Genomic DNA, 13035 nt, shown 5'->3' on the forward strand with positions numbered 1-13035 from the left:
CAAAGGGCTGGAAGTTTCTAGCCAGGGATGAGGGCTCCCTGGATACAAAAATCCTTAGCTTGATGCATATGGGGATTCAGGGGGAGGCAACACGTTTGAAATTCCTAAACATTCAATTAGACCTTCAGCACCCTTTATCTCTTCTTACAATGTAGGGCAAGGCTTTAGCCTTGCTCCCCCACGTGAACGTGCATGGGGATGGCAACCCTAAACAGGTTGTCCGAGAATGTAATTAAGAATTTTAAGGATACCATTTATTGTTCATATCATATTTACAAACACAATATATCGTATGCTAATTTTAAAAATCTTAATTCCCGGACAACCTGTAAAGAGTTGCCCTACAGATCTATTCTTCTTTCCTGTTTATCCCAGATGATTTTTGATACAACTGGCAGTTCTGTCAATGATTAAGCCCCTTACGTTTGCTGAATTTCCATCCTGTCCTGCTTTGAGGATACCCATATTCATGGTATCGATATGAACCAGTTGCTTTTCCCTCAAAAGATAAGACTGTTTTGCAAGCTGACCAAGCAATCCATTCCCCAGACCATTTACTAAGGAATGAGCAGTCTGAGGAGAAATGCCTTTCAGCCGGATGTGGAATCGATCAATGTGAATGTTTGTCCTATTCATGTTCCATCCTTTCTATAATTTTTGCGTATTGACCAAACTGCTCAAGGCTTATAGCACGATTCAACTTTTCGTACTCCCTCTTTACAGCGATTATAATCTTTTCCATCGTCAAGTGGCCTTTAAAGCCATCTTTGTAAACATCCAAACCGTTCGTACTTTGCAAACAAGCGTTGAAAACAATTGAGCGGATGTGTCCGCCAGCAAGCTGAAATTGCTTTGCCAGAAAGCGGAAATCGATCTTCGAGCTATCGATTGTTTTGGGAATAACCTGGAGCCATATCTTTTCCCTGTGTTCAACATCCGGAAGGGGGAAATCAAGGATATAGCGCAACCTCCTTAAAAATGCCTCATCAATGTCTTTTTTACGATTGGTAGCCAGGATTGCCAATCCCTTAAACCGTTCCATCCGTTCCAGCAAATAGCTGATCTCAAGGTTGGCATAGCGGTCGTGCGCATCTTTGACCTCTGTCCTGCGTCCAAAGAGGGCATCGGCTTCATCAAAGAAAAGAATCGTATCAGAAACATCCGCAGCATCGAACAATCTTTTCAGATTCTTCTCCGTCTCTCCTATATATTTGTTAACCACCTGAGACAAATCGATACGGTACATTGGCAGGTCAAGTTTGTTCGCTAAAATCTCTGCCGCCATCGTTTTACCGGTACCCGGAGGACCTGCAAAAAGCAGAGAAATACCACTCTCGTTCCACACCTTACTCATTCCCCAGTCATAATGCACCTGAGTAAGAGACTTCATCGCCCTGATAATCTCCTGAAATTGCAGGCGCTGGTTATGAGGCAGGATCAATTCCTCGTCTTCAAAACGGGGAATAACCTTTTGAGCCAGTTCACCAACATCCCACTCCAGCTCTGCCCTGCACGCCCCAATAAAATCCTTTTCTGAAATTGGCCCGAAAAACCCTTTGAGTCCATCACTGATAGCGTTAATAGTTCCTTTTTCGTAACGGAAACGTCTGGAGCATTCCATAATAATACCATCTAAACCCTCTGCTTTCGCTCCCAGCATTTTTTTCCAGTAATCAATACGCTCATAATAGGGAAATTGGGGAATTTCAACTATGGGTAATAAAAGATCGCCCGGTATATGGGTTAGCTGGTCTCTTCCGGTAATACCCAGGAAGACGGTTATAGGCATCGATAAGCAGGAAAGCACGTGGGTATCAAATCCTTGTTTATTGTCGCTTAAAGCCGAAAGTACGTGTTGGTTCAGAAATAAATCCATATTCTTTAACCAGCAAAGGGCTGCAAGTGAGTTCATATAATGGATATTTTTCAGAAGTCCGGGATCTCCTTTAAATTCTCCGACATCTCTTTTTGTTATTTCCGTTATTGCATGGACTATTTCAACAGGAGCAGAACCTTTTGGCCCACAAATCGGGACTATACGGAGTTTATCATTCGTTTCAGAACACAACCTGTGTGCAACCAGATAAGCAGTATCGGTAAGGACAGGTTTGTTGTTCTCATCAACAGTAACAGGCATTAAAGCCTGAGGAAGCGCAGATCCAGGGAAAAGCAATTGATGCGCCACCACGGAAGGTACAGTAATTGGAGTATCCCAATCCATTCCTCCATGGCTTTGAGGGGTTTGATTACCGTACTGAAGTAATCCATAACGAAATAGTGTATGTGCCGGATCAGCCAGCACAAAGACACATTCAGGATGATCCCAAAGCTTTTGAACAAGGGCTAAATTTGGATGAACACATGCCGGACTATTAAGGCAGGCAGAAATGATACTTCCCACTGCATTGTCAAAAATAGTCGATAATCCAAGCGCCAGGGCGAATGATGAAATGCCATCTAATTTCAATCTATCAACAACCCATCGGAATGAACCCTGGATAGAGTCCTGATTCTCAGAAGGTGGGTTTATGGTAAGCTGCTCGGTCAGATATCTCGCTGTCGGGTCGGTTTGAAAAAATGTATTTTTTTCTTCCCAAAAGCGGCTCATATCGAGAATCGCAGAGACCTTATCACTAAATGGTGGCAGGGTTGCAGGACTTGCATCGGGAAGTACACCGCGCTCATACCAGCGCCAGCAAATCTCTCGCCGTAGCCTGATAGTAACCTGTCGCATCCAATAATTTGCATACGCATCATCTGCATGGAGATGAGGGGTAAAGGTAACAGGGGGTTTTTCGATAGCTAAAGGGGTCATGAGAGATTTACCTCCGGACTATTCCTTGCTTGCTGGCCGTTTACACGAAAAACAACCCGATAGGTTCCCTGCGGAACAGCGTCAGGCTCTTTCATTTTTAACCTTATTCTGGTATGCAGTGATGGAGGTGGTGGTTGTGGTACGGTAAAATCAAATGCAGAATCCAATACCCTCACTGTTTTTCCCTCACGGTAAAGCGCCACGAGAATATCATCATGTTCGGCTGCTAAAAGGTAACCCGTTAGATCTATTTCACCATAAACTCCGGGAGATTCAGGCAACGAAGAATTAAGAACAGTGCCGGGCACTATATCCGCGCTTTCTAAGGATGGTAAGAGATTGCCAACCAAAATATTACTCGACCTTCTCCGTCCCGTTGGCAGGATTTGAACAACCGATATGGGATAATTACCGGCAGAAATTACATTACCCGCAGCAATATTTCCATTAACCATGCACTGAAGTCTATTTGGCTGCCGGGATATCACGGCTAATTCAGTTAAGCCTAGCATAACAGATAAACCAGACGCGTTTAAATCATTTCCGAGAATCGTTATGGTGGAGTTGACCTCAAAGCGTGCGGGCGAGATATGAGTTATTGCTGGCCCAAGCGAAGGAAGCGCTGAAATAATAATCCCGTCTTCACCGATCATATCGGGAGGACTGCTGGTATAATCAACACCTACGAGAAGGGGGTACGAAGACGGCTGTCTGGATGCTATCATTACAGGTCTGACTTGAAATGCAATTGAAAAGCGGTATTTCTCATCAGGTCCTTGCATTAATTTCGAGAGAAGATCGGCATTGATTTCATCAAATGTAATCTTCAAAACTTCCGGATTGTCCTTAAGGGCGTCAAAATTTGAACTACTCAAAGGAAGAAAGCTTAACTCTTTCAGCGCCTGCATTCCTTTCCCTAAGTATTCATGAGCAATGTCACTGTCACTCTCTCCATTGTGAAAAGCGGTCATAATATATTTCAGTACCAACCATAAAGGTGGTTGCCGACCTTCATCGATTGATGTGTTTTTAAGGCTTGCGTCAAATTGCGCCTCGTAAAGAAAAAGATTGAGTTTTACGCCTGTACTATTGATCTGTTTTTCAGGTTTTCCTATTTCTACGATAACAGGGGTAAGAGACAAAGCATTCAATTTTTCTTGTAATCGGGTGTGTAATAATCTCGATACCGCCCCTATTGCATTTCCTGTGTCAATGAGTGCCATAGTAGTTTTCTTTTTTAAATTAGTCCTTCGGCGACTTTTTCCCCTCCCTTGATGGGAGGGGCCAGGGGAGGGTGGTTGTCCTTTTCCTTCACCCCCACCTAACCTCCCCCATCAAGGGGGAGGAACTCTTTGTTTGAACTTCCTATGCATTAAATTAGGTCTTTGGCGACTTTTATTTTGCGGTCAGACGTAGGGGCGAAGCATTTGCCGTTCAGCGTATACATAGTATTTTAGGCCAATAACGGCAAATGCTTCGCCCCTACAATACCTATTGAAATTCCTATACGTTAAATTAGGTCTTCGGCACTTTTATCTCTTCATAAGATGTAGGGCAAGGCTTCTGTCTTGCCTCCCCGCCGGAATATATGCGCCGGGATAGTAACCCTAAAGGGTTGCCCTACAGATTTACCCACCCCTAAATCCCTTCCCGAGAGGGGACTTTCCCCGATCTGAGTCGAAGACAAGTTTATTCCCCTCTTGGGAGGGGTTAGGGGTGGGTTCATTCCTCCGGAGAGACGCAAAATCTTGCATTTCTGCAATTGGGTTAGGAATGCTAACAGCATAATAAAAGACTTTGAATTTTCTATACACAAATTTGGCATTTTATACCACTATATCCTTATGTAATGACGGCTTAATCTTGAAGAGGTACTTTCCTGCCCTGACCTCATCCTACCTTTCACCTGAGGTACTTCTTTGTTTTGAATTTCTTTCTGAGGCGCTTCAATCGTCACACTAATATTTCCGATAGAAAGATGAAAATCATGAATTTCAGATTTTTCTCTTTGATACGGTTCAACCTGTTTTGGAGAAAAGGCGGCTGTAAGTATCTCTTTTTTACCTGAAGATACAGGTATTTGATTCTCCGCATCCTGTATTTCATCGCCAACGCTGCCTCTCACAGGTGTTCCGGCAATCCAATTTTTAACATCTTCTAAACCTGGCCGGATACTCATGGAAGTTCCCGCAGCCTCCCTGCTTTCCGGCAATTCTCCTTTACGAACCTCCTGATGAGACGGAACCCTTCCTGATGAAGCAGGAACGTTACTCTTGAGAACTACAGATTCTTGCTCTAATAATTCGTTCCTTTCCGGCTTCTGCGTCAGACTGTGCTCAGGAATATCTTTAATCGTATGTTGTATAACATTATTTTTTGAAATATGAGATAGGTTTTCAGAATCTTTTGCAGCATACGCGGGGATGCTTTCATCGGCCTGATCTTGTTGAGGTTCGGTTGGCTTTTCTTTATTGAGATGAATTGAGGTCTCTCCCTTATATCCTTCATGCATTGTGAGAGGTTGCTCCGAATTACCGTATCCTGCATTGCCAGGAGATGGGAATGATATACCTGTCTGCTTTATAACCTGAGAAAAATATCCGTTCATCGATCCTCCTCTTTTTCCAGTAAACTTATATAATAGGAACGTCGCCAGGGAGGAACAGAGAAAATTTGATACTCGCTCCAGTGGTAATGCTTAGCCAGACGATGGACGGTCTCTAAAAGTTGTAGCTGTACCTTACGCAATCTACGGAGCAAGATTTCTTCTAAATCAACCTCGTGTTGATCTTCTTTCCCACAGTATGGGCATTGAACTGAAAGTATAAAATTAACCAAAGGATCAAATTCCTTCATTGCCTCGTCAATAATCTTAACCCATTCATCCGGTATATTTCTTTCCTGATTAACCAGGGTTTTTTCTTCATTTCGTATCAATGTCCTGATCATTGTCTTTACTGCTTTATCTTTATCGGTAAAATCATACCTGAGCCATTCAAGCTGATCGCCTCCGGTTGGCCTGCGAATGGAAAGTGTTTCACAGCCAAGTCTGATGTCACAATAATCCTTATCTTCTTTCTGTTGTACATGGGTAAATTCTTCCATGGAAACCCCGGTCTCCATCATCTGCTGACATGCCTTATTGAGACATCGGAGATATATGGGCATATCTGATGAATTCCCTGAGCTGGCAATGTTTAACAAACATTCGATCCTTTTACTCATTGTCAGATCCAGGAAGAAGCCCTGATCCGGCGATTTTCCATCTTTATCTATAGTACAGCATTCCAGTATCTGCGTTATTAATTGGGGACGAACTTTTTGAGCAAAATCAACATCAAGATCCTTTTCACACAGACCGAAAGGCCGAAGGAATAGACTAGTATTTAAACTTTTTGTTTTGGTCCTACCGGAGATTGGTGGAAATGGTATCAGACCACATTTTTCTGGAATATACATTTTTTGTTATCTTACAATCATCTTTAAGAAACAGGTTCTTCAAAAGTTGACTCAGTTGGTTCACCTACCTCGTAATCACGCTCCCAGCCCTCATTTTCTAATTTTATCTGCTGTATAGCTACTGCATTGGCATTTGCATCCAAATCCGGTAATGCCTGAAATTCAGAGACCCAACAACGAAAGATCTTGTAAGCAATAGCCAATTGGCCGGCTTCGTTATACACCTCAATAATAATATTTTTTCGAAAATCCTTAAGCGATACCTCAGCCCCCAGTCCTGAATCGTAATTCCAGACCTTATTAGCCCATCTTTCAAATTCCGTATCATGAGTAATACCCCGTTCAAGAGTGATAGCTTCATATTTGGTACGGCCTGGCGACCTTCTGGTTGTGCTCGGATCGCCGCCTTCGCGGTGTTCAACTACTTCAGTCGTGCGTTTTAATGCACTAACTTTACTTACACCCGCAACATAACGACCATCCCATTTAACACGGAACTTAAAATTTTTATACGGATCAAAACGGTGTGCATTTTTTGGAAACGGCGCCATAGAGATTTATCTCCTTCTACGTTTGAATTTGACCAGCCATTTGCTGAATCCTGATAATTACGAACTCAGCAGGTTTAAGAGGAGCAAAACCAACAAGGATATTCACTATGCCTAAATTAATATCTGTTTGGGTTGTGGTTTCGCTATCACATTTGACAAAGTATGCTTCTCTGGGTGTCTTACCCTGGAATGCCCCTTGCCGAAAGAGGTTATTCATAAATGCGCCAACATTGAGACGAATCTGCGCCCAAAGCGGCTCATCATTAGGTTCGAAGACAACCCATTTTAGCCCGCGATAGAGGCTTTCTTCAAGAAACAGTGCGGTACGGCGAACCGGGACGTATTTCCATTCCGATGCAAGATGGTCAGCGCCCTCAAGCGTACGCGCACCCCATACAACACGACCAATTCCCGGAAAGTCGCGTAAACAATTAACTCCCAGCGGATTCAGCAGGCCATTTTCACCATCAGTTAACTTCATGGTCAACTCGGCAACACCGGTTAATGTTGTGTCAATACCTGCCGGAGCTTTCCATACACCGCGCTGGGCATCGGTACGCGCAAAAATCCCTGCAACAGCGCCACAGGGAACAAATTCTTCCAAACGGTTTTCCTGTAAAGGATCGGGCATCTTCAACCGGGGGAAAAAAATGGCAGCATTTTCATCACGAAGGTTTAGCTTGTCAACGCCTATAGTACTATCGAAAACTTTTGAAACATCGTTCCATACAGATGGAGGATCAACGATGAGCATAGCACGTTGATCCTTGCAATATTTTAGCGCTGCACTTAAGGTGCTGGTGCCAACATCGTTTTCACGGGTAAGCGGTGGAATACAGAGCACATTAAAAAGGTCAGCTTTTTTAAGCGCCCAGATACCCTCTTTTTTAACCTCTAAACTAGGACTTGATATATGAATATCTGTCAGATCCGAACCGTCTCCACCATCATTGTTCGAGGTTTGAGCTATGGGTTTATTGGTAACAGCATCGATTAAACTAGCATCTGGCCGGGTTGAGGGTACTGTTCCTTTCACACGAACAAGTGTTGACTCCTGCTCAAGTACTTTCGTTACGAATCGTGCATCGCTTCCATTTACTGAAATATTCCGGAATACTTCGGCTTGCTGGATTTCTTTTGTTGTTGGGTTCACTTTCTGGATAGTCAGGTTAAAGAGATTACTATCAGGGGAAGGACTGTCTTTATCTTTCGTGTTATAATCAATTATAGCCTGAAGGTTATTACCCCATTCTCCCTCATTCGTAGCCTCTAACGCTAACGTATTACTACCGGCCTGAAGACTCAAACTTGCCTTTGTTGCTCCGTTATGGACACGCACAACGATAGCATCTGCACCGCCATTAAGGAAATACTGGTATACAGCATAACTCAGAGTACTCTTAACCCAGAGTCCGCCAAACCTTCGCTCAAAATCAGGAAAGCCCTGAATTCTCACGGGCTCATTTACTGGCCCCATGAGGGCTCTTCCAAGAAAGGCTGTAATTGATGTCGCAACTCCAGCTATGGTTCGTACACCACTGGGTATTTCCTCAACATAAACACCCGGATAGGTAGGACTAATAGGCATAGTAATTATCTCCTCTCGTTAAAATTCATTCGTGACTACTCAAAATAAGGTGCAAAATTAAGACGGGCTACCTTTTGGCAGTAACTCATGAGAAACCGGTGTAACGCGCAGGGCAAGGCTTTAGCCTTTTTAGCCTTGCTCCCCCGCGTGAACGTGCACACGAGGACAGCAACCCGAAAGGGTTGCCCTACGGAATTGAAATTCCTCTCTATCAAGGCAGGGGAGAATCTTGTGTCCGCGCACCCTTTATGCAAATCATAAAACCTTTGGACTTTCCCACAAGCGGGGCGAGCATAAGGTTCTCCCATCCTATATGACCTAACAGTATACAGTATTTTGAGCACCTGCATTCATTCTAAGGCATTGCATCACGCCCTACAAGTATTTCAATGAAAGCCTTTTTATCTTGCTCAGTATGAGTATTCTTAAATTTTAATATTTTCGGCGCAACGGTAAGTAAACTGACCGACCCTGAGCCTAAAAAAACCTGAGGGTCGTCCAGCGTAATCGATACAGAGTCATTTGTTCCATCGCTGGCCTTGTAAGTTATATTCGGCCCATACAGGTTTGATTTTATCAAAAGAAGATTAACTTGATCAGCGCTGCCTGGCTGGATCTCAACTGATTTCTCAGTACTATCCGGGTTTATAACAACTTCAATCTTATCGTAAGCTTCTACAGGCTTCGATCCGGAAACCGGAATCTGCATCCCCCCTATAACCTGAAGATTTAATGACCAGTTTATCGTTGTCACACAATACCCCTTTCATTAAAGTTTGGTTAAGTATTAAAAATTATAGTAGTCAACGCCAAAAACGGAGTGACCGACGTGGGGCAAGGCTTTTGCCTTGCCAAGAACAATCCTGAAGGGTTGCCCTACAAAAAAATGCCAAGGTATTTAAGTCATTTACTATTTATAGAGTAATCAAGCCTGTTCCCATCGAATCATCTATAATTAATTATTTTCAAATTCAAGTAATAGTAAAAATCAAAATATACTTTTTCACACCTCTCCCGGCACTTACTTTACCTATACCTGTATGTCAAAATATAACGAATATACCTTATTGTCAAGACATTATTTTGATAAAAGTAAAGCATGCTTTATTTTACCTACATAGTATTAACTTGTCCTCAATGAATTTAAAACAGATGCAAGATATGGTACTTTTTCTTTTATTTTTTCAATAAAAAAAATGAAAATTCCTATACAATGCACTTATTCCCTCAGCCAGTCCCCCATAACGGGATCAGTAAGCCGATACTTATCTTCTGTGTCTTTTCCGATTAAGTCCTTTGAGAGCAAGGCATGTATTGCCTTTTGAACACCCCCTATCGTGAGTCCATACCTTTCAAGATACTCTTTCGCAAAAGGAGATGCGGTAGGCTCTTTGGCAAGTGCTTTTAGTACTGCTTTCTGTATTAATGTTAGACCACTCCAGATACCTTCAAAGCCAGGTGTTTCCATCTTAAGGAGGAGCTTATATGCAACATCAATCAGATCATTATTACAGGCTTTTTGTGTAATATCCCACGTTAGTAAGGCAAGCTTCTGGACATAGTATGGATATCCCCTGACTGTATCGTATATCTTCTCTGCCGTATCAGATGGACATTTTTTGCTGCTCTCCTTAAATCTTTTCTCAATATGGGGGATAAAATCCTCTTTCGGTATCTCTTTGAGGGTATAAAGAAATGCACTTTTATAAAATGGACGGCTTTTATCCGTAAAAATATCTTTTAATATCCGTCTGCGACTGCCAATATAAAAATAAGCTATTTCTTTTTGTAATTGGATATGAGACCGCAGAATACCCTCTATCTTTTTCGATTCAGCAAGCTCTGTAACCTCCTGGAATTCATCCAATGCAATACAAGCCCTGAGTTGTTTCTTCTTTATATAGTTGTATACACCCTCCATAAGATCATCAAGGAGAAGCTCTAATTTCGTACTACGATCAAATTTAACAGAAAAGCCTAAACCTTCCGGTGTTACCTCAAATACAGGGATTAACCTGCCAAACAGATTTTTTACCTTATCTCCAAGCGATCGGGGATCGGCCCCGCTGCCGATTCTTTTCAAAATACCCGTTGCAAGGGTAGAAATAAAATCCTGTTCCGATGAGATGGAAAATAAATCTACATAAACGGTCAAAAAGTTTACCTTCTCCAGTTCTTTTAACACCTGCCTTACCAGAGAAGATTTCCCGTACCGCCGTGGTGAATAGAGAACGACCTTTTGTCCGTTCTTTGCGTAGTTTACTAAATCTGCCAGTTCCTGCCGCCTGTTACAAAAATCTTCATTTTTTGCAATACCTATAGTAAATGGATTCTGCATGGTATTACCCCGTATTATTCTTTTAGAATTATTCGATTTGAATTATTCTAAAAGAATAAAATAAAGGGGGTTCATTGTCAATCCCAAACCTAATGATAGGCTATAATGTACTCCAAAAACTGGACAGATACATAAGATAAAATATCCTGTGTGAGAATAAAGGGTATGAATTCAGACAAAGGGGATATTTTAGAGATGGAAAGAAAGAGATACCGTGGTGATCCACGTTTTCACGAGGATAAGATGTAAGGGGAAGGTAGCGATAGAGCTGACATTCGAGAGGTTTTTTTCTTAAGCGGAAGAAAGAGTTTTTAACGGTTGATAGATTTCAACATCAAAGGAGAAATACCTGAGAATATCCGTATGCAGTTGCGTGAAATTGGTAATCTGCTTCAGGTCTTGATAGCCATTAGACCTTTACCAACCCATCCAATTCAGTTCCAGTAAATTCAGAATTAATCTTTCTTATCTCTCGCTGTATCTCCGGATCGGATGCCATTGCAGTAAGTTGTGCTTCCATAGTTTTTTGTCTATTTAACATCTCGCCTTTAACTTGATGCGCAAGTCGTTCGAATAAACATAATTGCTCGTCTCGGGATAATTGCTTAAATTTTTTTTCAATGTCTTCAATAATCGATGTTGCCATGACTGTCCCTTCCCTTCTTTAAACAAGTATAGTTTATATCAAGATTTTTTAAAAAACTGAACTGATATATAACTTCATGTTATAACTGTATAATAAAACTATGTATTCTATCAACAAGCATCCAATATTAGTCGTTTTTTATTCACTCAATTGCCTCATCCTCTGCCCCACGCATGACAAACACAGACTCTATGATTTTAAATTCACAATATTCTCAAATTCCTCTCTTGTTAATAGCATTACAGATAGTCTTGGTTGTTTGATGAGTCCAATGTTTTGTAAGTACGGCTCTGCCTTGATTTGCTCTAAAGAGATTGGTCGTTCAAAGGTCTTTACAGGCTCAAAATCTATGGCGAGCCAGTTTGTATCCTTTGTTGTGGGGTCTTGATAGGGTGGTTTTGAGACCTGCATGATGCCAAATACATTTTTGCCCGAACGACTGCGATAAAATAAGGCTACATCGCCTCGCTGAATCCTGTAATCGAAATATGAAGGTGTAAACGCTACTTTCTCCTTCACAAACTATTCTGAGATAGACCAAAAGGTTATACAAGAGAACGAAAATTTAAAAGATTGCCAAGCTAGTATATAGTAGTATAATAATGTAGAAAGTTAAAACTTATAAGAAATATCAATAGAAAAAAGATAAAATATGCTTATTAACCATAACAGAGAAAAATTATTAAACGCTATAATTTACTTCTCCAAGAATACTAAATATTGTGGCATAACAAAATTATGCAAACTCCTGTATTATTTTGATTTCATGCACTTTAGAGAAACAGGGCGCTCTGTTACAGGGTTAGATTACTTTGCATGGGATTTTGGTCCTGTTCCACAAGAACTATATTTTGAATTGAAAAATCCTTCACAAGAATTAAAAGATTATATCAGAAAGGCTGCGGATTCGGAAGGCAGTTTTGAAAAGCTTATACCTCAAAAAAAGTTTGATGACAAACATTTCTCTAAGAAGGAACTAAAAATATTACAAGAAGTAGTTTATATATTTAAAGACGCAAAGACGAAAGAGATGACAGAAGCGTCCCATTTACCGAATCATCCCTGGGATAAAACAATAAAAGGAAAAGGGGAAAAGAAAAGAATAGACTATTTACTTGCCATTGATAATACTGAAAAATCTTTAAATATCGAAGAGGCAAAGGAAAGGATGAAAGAGAGAGAGGAAATCATAAAAGCCTTTAATGGATAAAGGCACGATTATCTTTTATAAGAAATTCCGATTCAGTGACGGAAAAAGTGGTGAAAAATTATTAATCATTTTAAATACCTTTAAAGACCTATCGATACCATACCTTTGTTGTAAAACCACATCAAAACAAAAATATAACCTGATAAGTCCTGGCTGTTATAGCGATAGAAATATTTACATCCTCAATGAGAATCAAGACTTTTTTCGTTTAAAAACATGGGTGCAATTTGAAGAAATTTATGAGTTAAAAGCCCAAGATTTGTTAGATGCGCATTACAAAGGATTGGTTGAAGTTAAGGGACAGTTAAAAGAAAATACTATAAATTCAATAATTAAGTGTTTAAAAAAATCCCAAGATATAACGAATTATCAATTGTCCTTATTGTCCTGAAAATCCCGTCAAACCAGGGGTTTCCTCTTTATGACAA

General features: G+C 41.0%; 13 protein-coding genes. 2 read left to right on the plus strand and 11 right to left on the minus strand.

Annotated elements, in window-relative coordinates; translation table 11 throughout:
• Nucleotides 1–366: 366 nt before the first annotated feature.
• The 11 genes from FBQ94_RS05140 to FBQ94_RS05190 form a co-directional block, all read right to left on the minus strand.
• Nucleotides 367–636 carry a hypothetical protein gene (locus FBQ94_RS05140; protein WP_007220974.1) on the minus strand — a complete coding sequence of 90 codons (270 nt, stop codon included), beginning with the start codon at nt 634–636 and terminating at the stop codon, nt 367–369.
• Nucleotides 629–2815: an ATP-binding protein gene (locus FBQ94_RS05145; RefSeq protein ID WP_007220973.1), complete on the minus strand. Its 2187-nt coding sequence runs from the start codon at nt 2813–2815 to the stop codon at nt 629–631. Before FBQ94_RS05145 ends, FBQ94_RS05140 begins: the two co-directional genes overlap by 8 nt.
• On the minus strand, nt 2812–4038 hold the full coding sequence (locus tag FBQ94_RS05150; protein WP_007220972.1) for a Pvc16 family protein: 1227 nt from the start codon (nt 4036–4038) through the stop codon (nt 2812–2814). The genes FBQ94_RS05145 and FBQ94_RS05150 overlap by 4 nt, the downstream gene beginning before the upstream one ends.
• Before the next feature lie 611 nt (nt 4039–4649).
• The gene (locus FBQ94_RS05155; protein WP_007220971.1) at nt 4650–5423 is read right to left on the minus strand and encodes a hypothetical protein; all 774 of its coding nucleotides are present in this window, start codon (nt 5421–5423) and stop codon (nt 4650–4652) included.
• Nucleotides 5420–6274, minus strand: coding sequence for a T4 family baseplate hub assembly chaperone (locus tag FBQ94_RS05160; RefSeq protein ID WP_007220970.1), 855 nt, complete (start codon nt 6272–6274; stop codon nt 5420–5422). Before FBQ94_RS05160 ends, FBQ94_RS05155 begins: the two co-directional genes overlap by 4 nt.
• Nucleotides 6275–6297: 23 nt before the next feature.
• Entirely contained in the window at nt 6298–6825 is a 528-nt protein-coding gene (locus tag FBQ94_RS05165; protein WP_007220969.1) for a phage tail protein, read from the minus strand.
• A gap of 16 nt (nt 6826–6841) precedes the next feature.
• Nucleotides 6842–8413, minus strand: a complete 1572-nt coding sequence (locus FBQ94_RS05170; protein ID WP_007220968.1) for a phage tail sheath family protein — start codon at nt 8411–8413, stop codon at nt 6842–6844.
• A 355-nt stretch (nt 8414–8768) separates the two neighbouring features.
• On the minus strand, nt 8769–9167 hold the full coding sequence (locus tag FBQ94_RS05175; protein ID WP_007220967.1) for a hypothetical protein: 399 nt from the start codon (nt 9165–9167) through the stop codon (nt 8769–8771).
• 465 nt (nt 9168–9632) lie between these two features.
• The gene (locus tag FBQ94_RS05180; RefSeq protein ID WP_007220966.1) at nt 9633–10751 is read right to left on the minus strand and encodes an AAA family ATPase; all 1119 of its coding nucleotides are present in this window, start codon (nt 10749–10751) and stop codon (nt 9633–9635) included.
• Between the two features lie 409 nt (nt 10752–11160).
• Entirely contained in the window at nt 11161–11397 is a 237-nt protein-coding gene (locus FBQ94_RS05185) for a hypothetical protein (RefSeq protein WP_007220965.1), read from the minus strand.
• A 189-nt stretch (nt 11398–11586) separates the two neighbouring features.
• Nucleotides 11587–11916: an EVE domain-containing protein gene (locus FBQ94_RS05190; RefSeq protein ID WP_285442026.1), complete on the minus strand. Its 330-nt coding sequence runs from the start codon at nt 11914–11916 to the stop codon at nt 11587–11589.
• Between the two features lie 133 nt (nt 11917–12049).
• On the opposite strand from FBQ94_RS05190, the gene FBQ94_RS05195 reads away from it, so the two are divergent.
• Both FBQ94_RS05195 and FBQ94_RS05200 read left to right on the plus strand, forming a co-directional pair.
• Complete coding sequence (locus FBQ94_RS05195) at nt 12050–12607, plus strand: Panacea domain-containing protein (RefSeq protein WP_007220963.1); 558 nt, start codon at nt 12050–12052, stop codon at nt 12605–12607.
• Complete coding sequence (locus FBQ94_RS05200) at nt 12600–12998, plus strand: hypothetical protein (RefSeq protein WP_007220962.1); 399 nt, start codon at nt 12600–12602, stop codon at nt 12996–12998. Before FBQ94_RS05195 ends, FBQ94_RS05200 begins: the two co-directional genes overlap by 8 nt.
• Nucleotides 12999–13035 lie beyond the last annotated feature (37 nt).

The organism is Candidatus Jettenia sp. AMX1, from assembly GCF_030263775.1.
In the GTDB taxonomy this organism is placed as follows: Bacteria; Planctomycetota; Brocadiia; order Brocadiales; family Brocadiaceae; genus Jettenia; species Jettenia caeni.